Source organism: Limnohabitans sp. (assembly GCF_046052825.1).
Taxonomy (GTDB): domain Bacteria; phylum Pseudomonadota; class Gammaproteobacteria; order Burkholderiales; family Burkholderiaceae_C; genus Limnohabitans.
The window spans coordinates 1-16,783 of record NZ_JAVLFP010000054.1 but is presented as its reverse complement, the minus strand read 5'-3'; the positions used below and the strand labels follow the sequence as shown (position 1 = coordinate 16,783).

Below are 16,783 nucleotides of genomic sequence, written 5' to 3'. Positions count from 1 at the left end.
GATGCTGAGCCGTGAACAAAATGACATCCTGACCCAAACCGGACCGGGCACCCCCATGGGGAACCTGTTTCGCCGCTATTGGCTGCCGGCCCTGTTGAGTGAGGAGTTGCCCGGCCCCGACTGTCCGCCCGTGCGCTTGCATTTGCTGTCCGAAAAAATGGTGGCCTTCAAAGACTCCCAAGGGCGTCTGGGTGCGATCGATGAGTTTTGTGCACACCGGGGTGTGTCCTTGTGGTTTGGTCGCAACGAGGAGTCCGGCATCCGCTGCCCTTACCACGGTTGGAAATACGATGTGAACGGGCAGTGTGTGGATGTGCCCTCCGAGCCCGCAGAAAGTGGCTATTGCGACAAGGTCAAGCTCAAGTCTTACAAGATGGTCGAGCAAGGTGGCGTGATCTGGATTTACATGGGCCCGCCTGAGCACGAGCCGCCTTTGCCAGCGTATGAGTTTTCGACCGTTCCTGCCGAGCAAAACTATGTGTCCAAGCGCTTGCAAGAGAGCAACTGGTTGCAGGCCTTGGAAGGCGGCATCGATTCGAGCCACGTGTCGTGGTTGCACAGCGGCAGCTTGAACACCGACCCCTTGTTTGTGGGTGCCAAAGGCAACCAGTACAACGCCTCCGACAAAAAGCCCGTGTTTGAAGTGGTCGAGTCCAGCGGGGGGTTGTACGTGGGCGTGCGACGCAATGCCGAGGATGACCAGTACTACTGGCGCATCACACCCTGGGTCATGCCTTGCTTTACCTTGGTGCCACCTCGGGGTGACCACCCGACCCATGGCCATTTTTGGATCCCGATCGATGACCACAACTGCTGGACCTGGAGCTTGGACTACCACCCCACCCGCGCCTTGAAAGACAGCGAAGTGCAAGCCATGCGCGACGGCAAAGGCATCCACACCCGCAACCTGCCCGGTACCTTCCTGCCGATCCAAAACAAATCCAACGATTACCTGATGGACCGTGCCAAACAAAAGCAAGGCATCACCTACAGCGGCATCGAAGGCATTGCCATGCAAGACGCTTCCTTGCAAGAAAGCATGGGCCCCATCCAAGACCGCACCAAAGAAAACTTGGTGTCCACCGACAACGGCATCATCATGGCGCGTCATCGCTTGATCAAGGCGGCCAAAGCCTTGGCCGACAAGGGCACGCCCCCACCGGGCATCGCTGCCACCGAACAACGAGTGCGCTCTGTGGCCATGCTGTTGCCGCGCAACCAGCCCTACAAAGAGGCCGCCAAAGACGCGCTGCTGGCCGAGCCTGGCAAACCCCACGCATCGGTATGAGCTCCACCACACGGGCTGCGGTGGCCATTGCCCCGGGCGTCACGCAGATCCAAGAGCTGCCGCTGCCTGCGGCCTCAGACGACGCCGGCTTGTTGGCGGTCAGCGTCACCGGGGTGTGCGGCAGCGACTGGGCGTATTACCAAAACCTGCCCACCAGCCGAGGCCCCTTGGTCCTGGGCCACGAGACGGTGGGCCACGTGCAGCAGTTGGGGCGTTTGGCCGCGCTCAAGTGGGGCGTGCAAGAAGGCGACTATGTGGTGCTCGAAGAGTACTTGCCCTGCGGGCATTGCATGTATTGCCGCGACGGCGACTTTCGTTTGTGCGACGCCACCGATTGGCGCTTGGGCGGACTGCGTTACGGCGCCACCGGATTGAACGTCGCGCCCGGTTTGTGGGGCGGTTACAGCCAGCACCAGTTTTTGCACCTCAACACGGTGTTCCACCGCGTCCCAGCCACGGTCAAGCCCGTGCACGCGGCGCTGGCCTTGCCCATCTCCAACGGCATCGAGTGGACGTATTTGCAAGGCGGTGCGGGCCCGGGTCAGTGCGTGGTCATCCAAGGACCGGGCCAGCAAGGCTTGGCCTGTGTGGTGGCCGCCCGCGAGGCCGGGGCCGACAAAATCATCGTCACTGGTTTGTCCACCCCAACCGACCAAGTTCGTCTGCGCATGGCCCAACAACTCGGTGCCCACCACGTGATCGACATTGGGCAGCAAGACTTGCTGGAAACCGTGGCCGAACTCACCGGCGGCCTGATGGCCGATTTGGTGATCGACTGTGCGTCAGGCGGGACCGACTCGGTCACCACCGCCATGCAGTTGGCACGCAAGCGGGGTCGGGTGATTTTGGGCGGCCAGAAGCGGCAAAAAATCCCACACTTTGACAGCGACATGATCATTGCCCGCTTTTTGAACGTCAAAGGCATGCGCGGGCACAGCTACGAATCGGTGGAGTTGGCGATTGGCCTGATCGCCCACAACCGCCACCACGTGCAAGCCATGAGCACCCATTCGTTTGGGCTGGATCAAACCGATTTGGCCTTGCGCTCATTGGTCGGGCAGGGCGTGGAGGGCGCCATCCACATGACGGTCCATCCGCAGCACGCGCAGTGGCCATGACGCCCATCCAGGTCACCGCCCGCCAAAGACTCAGCTCGGTGGAGGCCGCCTTGCGCATCCTCAAAGCGTTTGACGACGAAACCACCAGCCTGGGGGTGACCGAGTTGTCCAAACACTTGGGCGTTGCCAAAAGCACGGCGCATCGCCTGGTGAGCACCTTGCAAGCCGAAGGTTTTTTAGAGCAAAACCCGCAAGATGCGCGCTACCGTCTGGGTCTGACCGTGTTCTCCTTGGGCGCCTTGGTGCGTCGGCGCATGGACGTCTCCAGCCAAGCCTTGCCCCACCTGGCCTTGCTGCGCGATCAAACCTCAGAAACCGTCCACCTGTCGGTGCTCGACAAGTCGGACGTTTTGTACCTCTACAACTTGGAAAGCCCCCAAGCCATCCGCATGCGCTCTTATTTGGGCACACGCAAACCTGCTTTGTCCACCAGCGAAGGCCGTGCCATCTTGGCCTTCAGCCCGCCTGCGGTGGTGCAGTTGGCCCTCAAAGCCCAACGCTTGGCACGCTCGCCGCACACCTTGACGGCCAGCAGCCATTGGTTGTCGTGTTTGAAGGAGGTGCAAAAAAACCGCTATGCCTTGGACATGGAGGAGAGCGAACCCGGCATGGTCGGTCTCGCCGCGCCCATCTTCAATGCCCAAGGTGAGGTGGTGGCTGCTGTGGGCATCGGCGGTCCCGTGCAGCGCCTGGGCAAGAAAAACCTGAAAGCCTTCACCCCGATGGTGATGCAGGCGGCCCAAGCCATTTCGGTGCGACTGGGCTTTTGAGTCACGCCATGGTGACCCGTCCCATCCCGGTTTACCTGCTCACGGGCTACTTGGGCAGCGGCAAAACCAGCTTGCTCAACCGCTGGTTGCAAGAGCCCGTCTGGGCCCAAGCGGCGGTGGTGATCAACGAATTTGGACAAGTCGGCTTTGACCATCAGGTCATCTCTGGCGCGGTGCAATCCGCAGAGCTGTTGGGCGGTGCTTGTGTGTGCTGTGAGGGCTTGCCAGCTTTGTCTGAGCTGCTGGCCGATGTGTTCTGGGCGCGCTTGCATCGCCAAGTCCCACGGTTCGAACAGCTCATCATTGAAACCACCGGCGTGGCCGATCCACACCCCGTGCTCGAGGCCTTGCGCACCGACCCCTTGTTGTCCCAGCGCTACCGCTTGGGCGGCGTCATCACCACACTCAACGCCAGCCTGGGGCTGGACTTGTTGACAAGCTCCCGCGAAGCCCAAGCCCAAGTGCAAGCGGCCCATGTGGTGGTGTTGACCAAGATGGACTGGGTGGCGGATCACGCACAGAGCGCTTTGCGCCAGCACCTTGGCCAGCTCAACCCGCAGGCGGCCATTGCCACCTCGCACCATGCGAATTTTTCGGCCCAGCAGTTGCTGGCCCTGTTGCCTTCAGCGGTCAGCGTCCATCCCCCGTTTGTCTGCGCCAGCCCGGTGCAGGGGCTGCCCCATGCGCACAGCGTTTTCATCCCGATGCAGCAGGCCTTGGCGGCACCGCGCCTGTTGGCTTGGCTGGCGCTGGGCTTGGCGCAATTTGGCAACGACATCTTGCGCATCAAAGGCCATGTGCATGTGGTGGACTGGGGCTACAGCACGCTGCAGTGGTCTTTGGGCGACAGCCAGCCAGAGCTCTCACCTCCTTCACTGCTGCCAAGCCGCAGCGACGCACCTCCCGCGGGGTTGACCTTCATCACCCGCGCCCCTTTGTCTGCGTCCTGCCAAGCCTGGCTGGCCCAATGGGCCACGGCGAACGATGTGCACCGCGATTGAAGTGGCCGTCCCGCACAATTGCTCTCCCTCACACCCACCGAAAAGGAACCCTCCATGACCGATCGTTTGAAACAAGCCGTGGCCATCATCACTGGCGCCAGCCGAGGCATTGGGCGCGCGATCGCACAAGCCTATGCCCAAGAAGGCGCCAGGGTGTGCCTGGTGGCGCGCAACTCCGCCTCGCTGGACGAGACGGTGGCCGAGCTGGGCTTGCCCGCCGAGCGGGTGATGACCGTCGCCTTGGATGTGACCGACCGCGACGCCTGCTTTGCGGCCGTTGGCCAGGTGCACGCCCGATTCGGCCATGTCGACATCTTGGTCAACAACGCCGGGGTGTACCGGGCCAAATCTTTTTTGGATTACACGCCGCAAGATTTTCAAGATTTGCTGGACGTCAATTTGTTTGGCGTCATCCACTTCACCCAAGCCTGCTTGCCGCAGATGCAACAGCGCAAACACGGGCGCATCGTCAACATCGCCTCGACCGCAGGCAAGTGGGGCTCACGCAATCAGAGTGCTTACAACATCAGCAAACATGCCGTGGTGGGCTTGACCCGCTGCGTCGCACTCGAGGCCAGCCCATTTGGGGTGACCGCCAATGCCATTTGTCCCGGCTTTGTACAGACCGACATGCTGGAGGAGCTCAAAGCCCAAGTCGCGCTGAGTTCTGGCGCGTCGGCCGAGGAGTTTGTCAAAGCGGCCCTGGCCCGCGTGCCCTTGGGCCGCATGATGAGCACGCAAGAAATTGCAGGCATGGCGGTGTATCTGGGCTCTGAGGAATCCAGCGGCATGACCGGGCAGTCGATCCACATTGACGGCGGCATGGTGCTTTGATCTGGATCAAGCGGTCGGCAAGTCGGCGCACAAAATTTCTCCCGGGTGCTTGTCAATCTAAATGAAAGTGGTTATCATTTGGAAACTCGCGAACACATGAACGCGCAACCCTGGACCGATTCACCATGTCACAAGCTCTGCTGATTTGTTTTCGTGAAGGCTTAGAAGCCTTCTTGGTCATCGCCATCGCCACCTTGTATTTGCGCAAAGCCAACAACTTCGGTTTGTTGTCTGCTGTGCGCTGGGGCTTGGGCGTGTCGGTGCTGGGCTGCGCGGTGTTGGGTGTGGTGCTGTCGCAGATTGGCGCCATGTCGTCGGTGTGGGCGGGCGTGATGGCCTTGGTGGCCGCCGCTGCCGTGACCTGGTGTGTGGTGCACATGCGCCAGGCGGGCAAAGGCATGGGCCAGCAGATTGCGAACCGCTTGGACGAGGTCTCTGCCTTGCACGGCGCCAAGGCATGGTGGTCAATTTTTGCCTTCACTGTCTTCATGGTCAGCCGAGAGGGCATTGAGACCGCCACCATGATCGCCTCTTTGGCGGCCAATGCCGACGCCACCGACATGACCTGGGGCGCCGTGGCGGGCGTGGCCCTGGCCGGTGCCGTGAGTTGGATGTGGGTCAAGTTCGGCCACAAGGTCAACCTCGGTCGCTTCTTCCGTGTCACCTCCTGGTTCATGATGGTCTTTGCCATCCAGTTGGTGGTCTATGCCTTGCACGAGTTCACCGAAGCGGGCGTGGTGCCGGGTCTGGACAACGCCCTGTGGCATGAATGGACCGAAGACATTGCCGAAGGTTGGATCGCCCAAGTCCTGTCCATCGCCCTGGTGGTCATCCCCACCGCCTGGCTCATCGGTGCGCATCTGTCCGATCAGCGCACGCTCAAACACCGCGCCATGGTGTGAGCCACGGCGTTTTCACAGCGCCTGTCTTTCCCTTTTGACTTTTTGGAACGCCGTGCATCACGGTTCAGGATGAAACTCGCCCTTGTTTTCTTGTCATGGATGGTTTGCCTTGTCTTGACCGCCTGCGGTGGCGGTTCAACCAGCACAGGCTCGCCGATGAGTGCGGCGGCCTTGCTGGGTCAAGACATCTTCAAAGACACCCGCTTGTCAGGCTCGGGGCGCATGTCATGCGCCACCTGCCACGATCCCGACCTGGGCCATGCCTCGCCCTTTGACACGCCGGTGGCATTGGGCGGTGTCAACTTGGATTTGCCGGGCTTGCGTTTGCCGCCCGCGATTCGTTACTTGCGTTACAACGGCGCCTTCAGCCTGGCGGCCGATGGCTCGGCCAGTGGGGGCTTTTTTTGGGACGGGCGGGCCAACAGCTTGGCAGAGCAAGCCGGTGGCCCGCTGCTCAATGACCACGAAATGGCCAATGCCAGCGTGGAAGATGTGGTGCAAAAAATTGCCAGCGCACCCTATGCCGCCAAGTTCAAGCAGGTCTTTGGCGCAGACATCTTCAACGATCCACAGGTGGCCTTTGACCGCGTCCGGCACGCCCTGGCGCGCTACCAGCAAGAGGATGGTGACTTTGCCTCTTTCTCCAGCAAATTCGATGCCGTCAATGCCGGGCGCGCGGCTTTCACCGCACAAGAGTTGCGTGGCCTGGCCTGGTTCAGCCGAGCCGACAAAGGCAATTGCGCCGCCTGTCACCCCAGCACCCGCCCCGACAACGCGCCTGCAGCCTTGTTCACCGACTTCAGTTACGACAGCTTGGGGGTGCCACGCAACAGCGCCGTCGCCCGCAACAGCGACGCCACATTTTTTGACCTCGGTCTGTGCGGCCCTGTGCGCACCGACTTGAGCGCACGCACTGAACTGTGCGGCGCCTTCAAAGTCCCCAGCCTGCGCAATGTGGCCTTGCGCAAGCGCTTCTTTCACAACGGCCGGTTCGACAACTTGCGCCAGGCCATTCAGTTTTATGTCACGCGCGACACCCAAGCCCAGCTGTGGTACCCCCAAGATCCCTTGGGCAACGTGGATGTCTACAACGATCTGCCCAGCTTGCTGCGTGGCAACGTCAACGTGACCGAAGCCCCTTACAACCGTCCACGTGGTCAAAGCGCTGCGTTGAACGACTCCGAAATCGATGACATGGTGGCCTTCTTGGGCACCTTGACCGATGGTTTCTTTGCCCCCTGAGGCGCTTTTTCAAAGGCTCATCCATGCTTCCATTGACCCTCCCACGTGCGTCACTCTGTGCAGCGGCCACTGCCGTTTTGGCTGTGTGCAGCCCCGCTCAGGCGCAAACCACCCACGAGTTGTTGCAAGAGCTGCGCTTGATGCAAAGCGAGTTGCGTGCGGTGCGGGCTGAGCTCGACGCACTCAAGCGCCAGCAAACGTTGGCCGCCACCTCAGCAGCAGGCAGCACGGTGGCGACTCAAAAGGCCCATCAAACACCTGGCGCTTCCACAGAACAAGCCGCGCCGAGTGCTGTCACGCCCTGGGCTGCAGCGCCAGCCCTGGCCGCTGCCGAAGCACCCAGCAGCGTGAGTTTGTTTGGGTATGGCGAGCTCACCATGAGCCGACCCCGTGGCAACACCGCAGGGGCAGTCGCCACCGCCAGACGCGGTGTGTTGGGCTTTGCCTATCGCTTCAACGAACGCACCCGCATGGCCGCCGAATTGGAAATTGAAAACGCGGTGGTGTCGGCCTCTGACCAAGGCGAAGTGGCGTTTGAACAGCTCTACATCGAGCACGACATCCACGACCGGCTGAGCGCCAAAGTCGGTTTGTTTCTGTTGCCTGTGGGCTACATGAACGAAACCCACGAGCCCACGCGCTACTTTGGCGTGCATCGCAATCTGGTGGAAACCGCCATCATCCCCAGCACCTGGCGTGAGTTGGGTGTGGGCTTGCGCGGCACCCGCGAATCGGGGCTGCGCTGGGATGCCGGTGTGGTCACCGGCTTTGACCTCACCAAGTGGTCCAGCGCTGGCAGCAGCGAGACCCAAGCGTCGCCCTTGGCCGCCATTCACCAAGAAGGCCAGCAAGCCAAAGCCGCCACGCTGGCCACCTATGGCGCGCTCAACTACGACGGCATGCCCGGCCTCAACGTCGGCGGCAGTCTGTACAACGGCGGGGCTGGACAAAAGCAGCCCGACATCGCGTCCCCCAGCGCCAGCGTGACCTTGGCAGAGCTCCATGTCCGGTGGCAATCGGGCCAGTGGGACCTCAGCGCGCTCACCGCCCAGGGGCGCTTTCATGACGTCAGTGCGTTCAATGCCACCGCGCCAGGCATTGCCAACCCGGTGCCGAACTTGTTTCGCGGTTGGTATGGCCAAGCCGCTTATCGGCTGTGGCAGCAGGGCGACTACAGCCTGGTGCCCTTTGTGCGTTACGAACAACTCAACACCGCCTTGGGGTATGCCGGTGTGCCCGTGGGTTTGGCGCCCAGCATCGCGCCCGACACCCGGGTGTGGACGGTGGGTGCGAGCTATTACCTGCATCCGCAGGTGGTGCTCAAAATCGACAGCCAGCGCTACCTCAGCCAAAGCGCCTTGGACAAACTCAACCTCGGCGTGGGCTTTCACTTCTGACCATGCGACACCCCCATCTCTCCCGCCGCCAAATGTTGCAACACGCCGCCGGGGCCAGCTTGGGCGGCTGGGGCCTGTGCGGCACGGCCGCTTTCGCTGCCGAGTTCATGCGCTTGGACCAAGCCCGTCAGTCGGTCTTGCCCCAAGCGCAGGCCTTCTCGCCCTTGGGGCTGGGGCTCAACGAGGCCACGCTCAGTGCGGTGGCGCAAGCCAGCCAAACCCGCATCCCCCGGGGCTTCAACCCCCAGTGCTGGCAAGCCACAGCGTCGGATCGCGTGTGCGGCTGGGCCATGGCCGATCGCGTGATCGGCAAATACGACATCATCGACTACGTCGTCGGCTTCACCCTGGCAGGCGCTGTCAGCGGCCTGGAAGTCACCGCCTACCGCGAGTCGCATGGCGCCGAGATCCGCAACGCAGCCTGGCGGCACCAGTTCACAGGCCGCAAGGGGCCCGGGCAACTGCGCTTTGGCGACGACATCCGCAACATCTCGGGCGCCACCCTGTCGTGCCAGCATGTCACCGAAGGCGTGCAACGCTTGAGCGCTTTGCTGTTGACCTTGCCCAACCTCAAGCTGGAGGCCTGAGGTGTTGTGGCAGCGCGCGCGTGTGGTGCTGGGCACCTTGGTGACCCTCCAGGTGCACCTGCCTGACGACGCTGTGCTGCTGGGAGAGGAGGTGGTGCCTCAGGCCATCGAAGCGGCTTTTGCGTGTATGTCCCACATCGGCCGTGTCATGAGTGCCCACGACCCGCAGTCTGACTTGGGCCGCATCAGCCAAGCCCGCCCCGACTCGGTCCTGAGCCTCGACCCTCACACCGTGGTGGTGTTGCGCAGCGCCCAGCACTGGCATGGCGTCTCCGGCGGCGCCTTCAACCCGTGTCTGGCAGCCGCGCACCTGTCGCGCGCAGGTTGGCGGCCAGGGCTGACGGTGCTGCCTGAGCCAGATGCGGACGGGTGGCCGTTTCGCATGGTTTCTGACACCCAGCTCCATGTGACCCACGCGGTGGCTTTGGACTTGGGCGGCATCGCCAAGGGCTATGCCGTTGACCAGGCCATCGCTGTGCTGCGCGCCCAGGGCGTCTGCTCGGCCTTGGTCAATGCAGGCGGCGACCTGCGTGCCATCGGCCCACGTGCTTGGCCGCTGCAGGCGCGCCATGCCCACAGCTCGGTGCGCGATGCCACGCTGCGCGGTGTGCGGTACTTGGTGCAGGGTGCCGTGGCCACCTCGGTGGCGGGTCTGCGCAACCCTGAATTTGTGCCGACACTGCGGCGCATGCCCCATTGGCAAAGTGCCACCGTGCGGGCCCCCGATTGCATGACCGCCGATGTGCTGACCAAGTGGGCCTTGCAGTCCTCCGTGCTGTGCCCTTCGTTGAGCCGTCAATTGCGCCTTCATGGCGCGCGCATGTGGAGAAGCCGATGAAGCGTTCCAAACACCTCTCGGGTTGGAGCCGTGCCGCCTGGCGATGGATGGGGGTGGCCGTCCTGGTGCTGTGGGGCAGTGGGGTGGTCTTGTTCCTTTGGCCTGCAGAGGCCTTGATGGACATGACCGAATGGCAGCGCAGCCTGCGTCATGCCGCCTGGGTGTTGCATGGTGTGCTGGTCTGGTGTGTGTGCGTGTTGTGCGGGCGCGGTGTGTGGCCGCACCTGCGGGTGATTTGGCAACGCCGTGACGCGCTGGCCGCGTGGTGGTGGGGCGTGGTGAACCTGTTGGCCTTGAGCCTGCTGGCAGCCGCTGGACTGCTGCTGCTGTATGGCCCTGCCACCGTGCACGACGCGGCGTCTGCGGTGCACAGCGGGTTGGGACTGGCTTGGCCCGCTTTGCTGCTGGCGCATGTGTGGCGTCGCTACCTGCCTTCAAGTTCTTGACGCTGCGCGCTGGCGCCACCAGCCATAAAACGCGCGTTTGGTCAGCTCCACCACGCACAGATACGCCAGCACCATGGCGGCCAACACGCCATAGAAAAAGGGCGGCGGTGCCACAAAGCCCAAGAGGGTGCCCCACGGCGTGAGGGGCAGTCCGATGGCCACGGCCACCACCAGCAACGACGTCAAGGTCAGTGCCGGATGGGGTCGGCTTTTGAAGGGGTTGCCACGGGTGCGGATGACAAAAATCACCAGCACCTGGGTGCACAGCGACTCGACAAACCAGCCGGTCTGAAACAAGGCTTCTTGGGCGTGCAAGACTTCCAGCAGCACATAGAAAGTCAAAAAGTCAAACACCGAACTGATCGGGCCAATCACCAGCATGAAGCTGCGAATGAAGTCCAAATTCAGCACCCGGGGCAGGGCGGTCTCTTCGGCGTCCACTTCGTCCAGGGGGATCGGCACCTCGGACACGTCGTACAGCATGTTGTTGAGCAAAATTTGCGTTGGCAGCATGGGCAAGAACGGCAAAAACAAGGCCGCACCCGCCATGCTGAACATGTTGCCAAAGTTCGAACTCGTGCCCATCATGATGTACTTCATGATGTTGCCAAACGTGCGGCGTCCCTCCATCACACCCGCATGCAACACGCCCAAGTCTTGCCTGAGCAAAATGATGTCAGCCGCTGCTTTGGCCACATCGACAGCGGAGTCCACCGACAAGCCCACATCGGCCGCATGCAAGGATGGCGCGTCGTTGATGCCATCTCCCATGTAGCCCACCACATGCCCCGTGGCTTTGAGGGCTTCAATCACGCGCTGCTTTTGTCCGGGGTTCACGCGACAAAACAAATTGGCCGACAACACCCGCCGCTGCAAGGTCGGCGGGTCCAGGTGTTCCATCTCCTTGCCCGTCAACACGCCCGTCACGGCAATGCCCAGTTGCGCGCACACGTGGCGCGTCACCAAGTCGCTGTCGCCTGTGACCACCTTGATCGCCACCCCCGCACGCTGTAGTTCGGCCAGTGCCTGGGCCGCGCTGGCCTTGGGTGGGTCCAGGAATGCCGCAAACCCCGCCAGCACCAATTGCGACTCGTCGTTCACCGTCGCTCGGGTGTGGTCCCGCGAGACTTCGCGCCAAGCAATGCCCAGCACCCGCAAGCCATCGGCTTCCAGCGCGTGGTAACGCGATTGAATGGCCTCAATGGCCGTCTCGTCGATGGTGTGACGCGAGTCCTGTGCTTCAAATTCGCTGCACAAACGCAGCATGTCTTCGGCGGCACCCTTGACCACCAGCCAACGTCGCTGGCCATCGTCTAGCAACACCGAGACACATCGGCGCTCAAAGTCAAACGGGATTTCATCCACCTTGGTCCAGCCAGACATGTCCAAAGGGGGCCGATCCAAAATCGCTTCATCCAACGGACTTTTGAGCCCCGTCTCAAAAAAACTGTTGAGGTAGGCCAGGGTCAACACGTGCGCGCTGTGTTGGCCCTGCACATCGATGCTGGACTCAAGTCGAATCTTCGCTTCGGTCAGCGTGCCAGTTTTGTCGGTGCACAACACATCCATTGAGCCCAAATCTTGAATGGCCGTTTGTCGTTTCACAATCATGTCGAGCTTGGCCAACCGAATGGCGCCTCGCGCCAGCGTGACCGACACCACCATCGGCAACAACTCGGGGGTCAGCCCCACGGCCAAGGCGACCGCAAACAAAAAGGATTCCAGCCATGGCCGGTGAAACCATGCGTTGACCAGCAGCACAAACAAGACCATCACCACCGTCAGCCACATGATGAGCATGCCAAAGCGGCGCGTGCCCAGTTCAAACGACGAGGCATGTGCAGGTTGTTGGATGCTGTGGGCGATTTCCCCCATGGCCGTGCCTGCCCCGGTGGCCATCACCCGCACGCGGGCGCTGCCCCCCACCACCGACGAGCCCATGAACACGGCGTGTGTGGCCTCTTGCATGTCGGTGGCTGTTGTTTTGGGTGGTGCGGCATGCTTTTCAACCGGAAACGCTTCTCCGGTGAGCAGCGATTGGTTGACAAAAAAGTCACGTGCTTGAAGCACCCGTGCATCGGCTGGAATCAAATCGCCCGCGTGCAGCAGCGCCACATCGCCAGGCACCACGTCGCGCAACGCAATTTCTTGCGCTTGCCCATCGCGCAGCACAGTGGCGCGAACCGCCACCGATTGGCGCAGTTTGTCTGCCGCAGCGTTGGCGCGAAACTCTTGCACAAAGTCAAGCGACACACTCAGCAACACAATGCAGCTGATGATCGCAAAGTTGGTGACTTCCCCCGTCATCGCCGAGACCGAACTGGCCACCAGCAACACCACCACCAAGGGGTTTTTGAAGCGGGCCGCAAACTGTCGCAACAGCGTGTGCGAGGGGTCGGCACGAAATACATTGGGACCAAGCCTGCTCATCTGGTCTGCGGCTCGCGTGCTGCTCAGGCCCGGGTCATGGGCATCGGCTTCACTTTCCACCTGTGGCTCGGACCACCACCGCGCCGCGTTGGGTGGGGTGTGTGGCGCGTGAGCATCGTGTGTCATCGGGTCAGCTTAACCCCTGTTGCTGGGTCTTTCCCTGACTTGAAATATTTCAGTCACACGGGAAAGACCGAGGGTTTTACCCCGTACAATGCCGTCTTGCAATTCACACTGCACGCGGGAATAGCTCAGTTGGTAGAGCGCAACCTTGCCAAGGTTGAGGTCGCGAGTTCGAGCCTCGTTTCCCGCTCCAATTCAAAAGCCCCTAGAAATTCGTTTCTAGGGGCTTTTTCGTTTTCAGGGCAAAAAGACAATTTCCAAAATTATTTCAATTGGATATTAAAGTATTGTTTTTCGTTTTCAATAGCGTCTTGATTTGGTAATTTTAAATATGAATATTTAAATACTCTAAAAACAAATATTTACTTCTAAATAGCTCAATATGTTTTTCTGTTTTTTATAAGAAAAATGAGTTTATTTATTTATTTTAAATTTGTTGCTGAATTCGTACTTTCTACGAAGGAAAAATCGTAGTTCTCAGGCGCAAAATCGTAGATATTTCACAATATCTTGTAAACTCGTACGGATTAAAAGATCAAATTCGAAAAAATAACTAAATGACTCAATTTATGGCAAACAACAAACACTCCCATGAATTAATTACCTTTAGATTATTTGAATTATTTATAGTTAAATAATTCAGAGGTTTTCTTTGAAATACTCCCCGGATTGGTTCAAAAAATATGGGCGGATGCGCAAGCGTCCGATCTCAGCACGGGTGCGCGACGCATTCCGTGTCGAGTCCCTGGAACCCCGGGTCTTGCTGTCTGCCGATCCGATTTTGTTGCTGGCGCAGGTGTTGCCCACCACCTACGACGAGCAACAGTCCCAAGCCGATGCCCTGAAGCAGGACGCGCAACAAACCACCGACTCGGTGTTGACTTCGCCGCAGCTGCTGCAAAGTCTGTTGGGGGGCGCACCCACCACCGAACTCAGCCTCAAGTCGTCCAGCGTTGATTTGTCTTTGCAAGCGCCTGGCGCTGCGGTTTCGCTGGCGGATGCCTCGCTGTTTGTCAGCTTGCCCTCGGCCAGCAGTGACGCCAACACCGCAGCTTTTGGCGCCGATGTGTTGGGCTTTGACGGTGGCAAAGCCCTCGACTTTGCTGCGCTGCCAGGCAGCGCTGCCAACACCGCCAGCGGTCTGAGTGTTGCGGGCGCTTCCAATTTTTCCTTTGACCTCAACCCTGCGCCAGTGCCCGCCGATGCGGCTCAGCCCGGCGCCAGCTTCAACCTGTCGGCCTGGGATTCGCTGGTCGACCCCGTGGCCCCCACACCCAGTTTTCAGGTCTTGCAAACCGGTGGCGTGTTTGACTTGGCCAAGCTGCCCCAAAACCTGACGCCCACCACCCAAGGCTTGTTCGTCAGTCCGGGCGCCACTTTGAAGGGCAGCGGCACCATCCAAGGCGCGGTCTACAACGACGGCCTCTGGAGCCCAGGTTATTCGCCCGGTTACAGCAACGTGGCCTCGGTGGTTGACACTGCGAGCAGCGCCACCAATATCGAAATCGGAGGCGCCACCGCCGCCGCTGACGACACACACAAGGGCAACGGTTACTTTGACAATATCAACGTGGCCGGCTTGGCCACCTTGAACGGCCAGCTCAATGTGTCGCTCTGGAACGGTTACCAACCCACCGACAACCAAATTTTCACTGTCATGACCTATGGCAGCGTGGAAGGCAGTTTCAGCTCCGCCACCGGCCTGATTCAGGTTGCGAAAGGGGTGTTCTTTGAGGTCATCAAAACCGGTGACCCCACCCATGCCGGATCCTTGAGCCTCAAGGCCCACGTGCTCGACCCCTCCCTCACCTGGGTGCTCAACGCGGTGTCGGGCCCGGTCAATGACTTGAATTTACCGGTCGACTTCATCGGTCAGGCCCTCAACGCCAGCTACTTTGCCAACAACGCCAGCGTGAGCTTCACCGGCTCCCTCAAGCTCGGCGACGGCATGTCGTTTGCGGGCAGCATGACCTTGGCGCGCAACACCAACCTGTTGGTTGGCGGCCAAGCGGTGGATGTGTACACCTTGGCCTTGGCCAATGGCTCCGGGCAATTCGGTGCGGCTGATTCGGGTCAACCTGCCATCGCCTTCACCGATGCCGATGTGGGCCTGTTGTGGATGGACGGGCGCAGCGCCGACACCGGTTGGTTGTGGGCCGAGGGCGCCATCGGCGGCGTGTCTCTGACCGGCGTGACGGGTATTTCTTTGACCGCCAGCAGCCTCGACTTCAAGTTGGTCGATCTCTTGGGCTCTGCCAGTGCGGCCCTGGACCTGTCGGCAGCGCCCCGCACCATCACCGCCGACGGCAAGAGCTTTGTCTTCAACGACAACGCTGCCATTGGCGAGCAAGCCGTGGTCTCGGGGTCCATCAGCCTCTCCGTGGCCTCCGCCTTGACCGTCTCCGGCACGGTGGGCTTTTCGCGCGGCGCCAACGTCTTGGACGTGGCCGGCAGCTCGGTCAGTGCCAGCTTAGGGGCTGGGGGCGTCAGCGCCAGTGTCACCGGGGCCAGCTTTGGTTTAGAAGTCTTGGCCGATGGCACCTATTGGTTAGACGCCAGCGGCGGCTTCGCTCTGACGGGCGGTGGTTTTGCCTCGGCCAGCGCCAGCTCGGCCTTGGTGAGAGTCAACACCACCGGGGCACAACAGACGGGCAAAACACTCACCTTTGGTGCCTACACACACGCCATGCCCACGCTGGCGGCCTCGACCACACCGCTGGTCAGTGTCTCGGGGCTGCAAGTCAAGCTGGCCGACACCTTCTCCATCAGCGGTGACTTTGCCTTCGAGCGCGACGCCGCTTCAGGCGACTTGAAGATCTACGCCGCCTCGGCCAGCGCTTGGATGACGGCGGGCGACTTCAAAGCCGGTGTCAGCAGCGCGGCGGTGGCCCTGGTGGTCAAGTCGGGCAACGGCGTTATTTTGGAAGCCTCGGGCAGCGCCAACATGAGCCTGGGCAGCGTGTTGCAAGTCAATGCCGCCAGCACCAAGGTGCGTTGGAACTCCACCAACCAAGCCGTGGCCGCCAACCAAGCCCTGAGCGTGGCGGGCAACAGCTACCAATTTGGCGCCATGGGCGTGGGCCTGCAAGAAGTGGCCTTGACGGGCGCCAGCGTGGTCGCGGGCGACTTTTTGCGCCTCAGCGGCAGCTTGGCCTTCCACCACAGCAGCAGCCCGGTCACCGTCAAATTGGCGGCCGACACCGCCGGCACCGCCGACAACGAAACCACCACCGGCGTGCAAGTCAACGTCATGACCCTGGGGGGCACGGGCCTTTCGGCCACCGTCGGCGCAGATTTGGTGGCCAACCCATCGGGCGTGGCCTTGAGTTTGACCAACGTGGGCTTCGGTCTGGCCTTGATGGGCTCGACCACCACGCCCTCGCGCCGCTGGACCTCGCTGCAAGCCACCGCAGGTGCCGCCTCGCTGTCGGGCGTCACCGACGTCACCCTGAGCAGCAGCGACCTGGCCTTCAACCTCAACCGGGCCGAAGCCGTGGGCGACGCGGTGGTCGACTACAGCACCACCAGCCTCTCTGTGGCCACGGGCGTCAGCACCACACAAGCCTTGACCATGGCCGGCAGCCGTGGCACCTTGCTGCAAGCCAGCGGCACGGTGTCGGTGGCGTTTGGCACAGCGGTGCAAGTCAGTGGCACCTTGGGTTTCACCAACGCCGCTGGCGTGCTGGAAATCGCGGGCAGCGGCGTCAGCGCGGCCTTGTCGGGCGGCGGCGTCACGGCCAGCGTCACCAACGCCAGCTTCGGTTTGGAAGTGCTGGCCAATGGCACTTATTGGCTCGATGCCACGGG

General features: G+C 61.3%; 13 protein-coding genes and 1 tRNA gene. 13 read left to right on the top strand and 1 reads right to left on the bottom strand.

The genetic code is table 11. The annotated features are described in order from the left end of the window. Position 1: 1 nt before the first annotated feature. From ACKWJN_RS08950 to ACKWJN_RS08900, 11 genes are all read left to right on the top strand, one after another. Positions 2–1,288 carry a Rieske 2Fe-2S domain-containing protein gene (locus tag ACKWJN_RS08950; RefSeq protein ID WP_408596139.1) on the top strand — a complete coding sequence of 429 codons (1,287 nt, stop codon included), beginning with the start codon at positions 2–4 and terminating at the stop codon, positions 1,286–1,288. After that, positions 1,285–2,406, top strand: a complete 1,122-nt coding sequence (locus tag ACKWJN_RS08945) for a zinc-binding dehydrogenase (RefSeq protein ID WP_408596137.1) — start codon at positions 1,285–1,287, stop codon at positions 2,404–2,406. The genes ACKWJN_RS08950 and ACKWJN_RS08945 overlap by 4 nt, the downstream gene beginning before the upstream one ends. After that, positions 2,403–3,176 (top strand): IclR family transcriptional regulator, encoded by a 774-nt coding sequence (locus ACKWJN_RS08940; RefSeq protein ID WP_408596135.1) that lies wholly within the window; start codon positions 2,403–2,405, stop codon positions 3,174–3,176. The genes ACKWJN_RS08945 and ACKWJN_RS08940 overlap by 4 nt, the downstream gene beginning before the upstream one ends. 8 nt (positions 3,177–3,184) lie before the next feature. After that, positions 3,185–4,177 (top strand): CobW family GTP-binding protein, encoded by a 993-nt coding sequence (locus ACKWJN_RS08935; protein WP_408596133.1) that lies wholly within the window; start codon positions 3,185–3,187, stop codon positions 4,175–4,177. Between the two features lie 54 nt (positions 4,178–4,231). After that, on the top strand, positions 4,232–5,011 hold the full coding sequence (locus ACKWJN_RS08930) for an SDR family NAD(P)-dependent oxidoreductase (RefSeq protein WP_408596131.1): 780 nt from the start codon (positions 4,232–4,234) through the stop codon (positions 5,009–5,011). A gap of 125 nt (positions 5,012–5,136) precedes the next feature. Continuing rightward, positions 5,137–5,913 carry an FTR1 family protein gene (locus ACKWJN_RS08925; protein ID WP_408596129.1) on the top strand — a complete coding sequence of 259 codons (777 nt, stop codon included), beginning with the start codon at positions 5,137–5,139 and terminating at the stop codon, positions 5,911–5,913. Between the two features lie 69 nt (positions 5,914–5,982). Then, on the top strand, positions 5,983–7,155 hold the full coding sequence (locus ACKWJN_RS08920; protein WP_408596127.1) for a cytochrome-c peroxidase: 1,173 nt from the start codon (positions 5,983–5,985) through the stop codon (positions 7,153–7,155). A gap of 23 nt (positions 7,156–7,178) precedes the next feature. Beyond that, entirely contained in the window at positions 7,179–8,552 is a 1,374-nt protein-coding gene (locus ACKWJN_RS08915) for a hypothetical protein (protein ID WP_408596125.1), read from the top strand. 2 nt (positions 8,553–8,554) lie between these two features. After that, positions 8,555–9,139: an FMN-binding protein gene (locus ACKWJN_RS08910; RefSeq protein WP_408596123.1), complete on the top strand. Its 585-nt coding sequence runs from the start codon at positions 8,555–8,557 to the stop codon at positions 9,137–9,139. A gap of 1 nt (position 9,140) precedes the next feature. Next, a complete protein-coding gene (locus tag ACKWJN_RS08905) occupies positions 9,141–9,977 on the top strand; it encodes an FAD:protein FMN transferase (RefSeq protein ID WP_408596121.1) in 837 nt (278 codons plus the stop codon). Further along, positions 9,974–10,423 (top strand): hypothetical protein, encoded by a 450-nt coding sequence (locus ACKWJN_RS08900; protein WP_408596119.1) that lies wholly within the window; start codon positions 9,974–9,976, stop codon positions 10,421–10,423. Before ACKWJN_RS08905 ends, ACKWJN_RS08900 begins: the two co-directional genes overlap by 4 nt. Here ACKWJN_RS08900 and mgtA read toward each other — a convergent pair. Continuing rightward, positions 10,412–12,979, bottom strand: a complete 2,568-nt coding sequence (gene mgtA, locus ACKWJN_RS08895; protein WP_408596117.1) for a magnesium-translocating P-type ATPase — start codon at positions 12,977–12,979, stop codon at positions 10,412–10,414. The genes ACKWJN_RS08900 and mgtA overlap by 12 nt on opposite strands. Positions 12,980–13,093: 114 nt before the next feature. Here mgtA and ACKWJN_RS08890 point away from each other — a divergent pair. Further along, a tRNA-Gly gene (locus tag ACKWJN_RS08890) sits at positions 13,094–13,169 on the top strand. 459 nt (positions 13,170–13,628) lie between these two features. Beyond that, positions 13,629–16,783 (top strand): LEPR-XLL domain-containing protein (locus ACKWJN_RS08885; protein ID WP_408596115.1); only part of this gene is annotated, 3,155 nt, incomplete at its 3' end.

Excerpts from the sequence above, each read along its gene's own strand:
- ACKWJN_RS08950 (WP_408596139.1), top strand. The coding sequence starts at position 2 with ATGCTGAGCCGTGAACAAAATGACATCCTGACCCAAACCGGACCGGGC.
- ACKWJN_RS08945 (WP_408596137.1), top strand. The coding sequence starts at position 1,285 with ATGAGCTCCACCACACGGGCTGCGGTGGCCATTGCCCCGGGCGTCACG.
- ACKWJN_RS08940 (WP_408596135.1), top strand. The coding sequence starts at position 2,403 with ATGACGCCCATCCAGGTCACCGCCCGCCAAAGACTCAGCTCGGTGGAG.
- ACKWJN_RS08935 (WP_408596133.1), top strand. The coding sequence starts at position 3,185 with ATGGTGACCCGTCCCATCCCGGTTTACCTGCTCACGGGCTACTTGGGC.
- ACKWJN_RS08930 (WP_408596131.1), top strand. The coding sequence starts at position 4,232 with ATGACCGATCGTTTGAAACAAGCCGTGGCCATCATCACTGGCGCCAGC.
- ACKWJN_RS08925 (WP_408596129.1), top strand. The coding sequence starts at position 5,137 with ATGTCACAAGCTCTGCTGATTTGTTTTCGTGAAGGCTTAGAAGCCTTC.
- ACKWJN_RS08920 (WP_408596127.1), top strand. The coding sequence starts at position 5,983 with ATGAAACTCGCCCTTGTTTTCTTGTCATGGATGGTTTGCCTTGTCTTG.
- ACKWJN_RS08915 (WP_408596125.1), top strand. The coding sequence starts at position 7,179 with ATGCTTCCATTGACCCTCCCACGTGCGTCACTCTGTGCAGCGGCCACT.
- ACKWJN_RS08910 (WP_408596123.1), top strand. The coding sequence starts at position 8,555 with ATGCGACACCCCCATCTCTCCCGCCGCCAAATGTTGCAACACGCCGCC.
- ACKWJN_RS08900 (WP_408596119.1), top strand. The coding sequence starts at position 9,974 with ATGAAGCGTTCCAAACACCTCTCGGGTTGGAGCCGTGCCGCCTGGCGA.
- mgtA (WP_408596117.1), bottom strand. The coding sequence starts at position 12,979 with ATGACACACGATGCTCACGCGCCACACACCCCACCCAACGCGGCGCGG.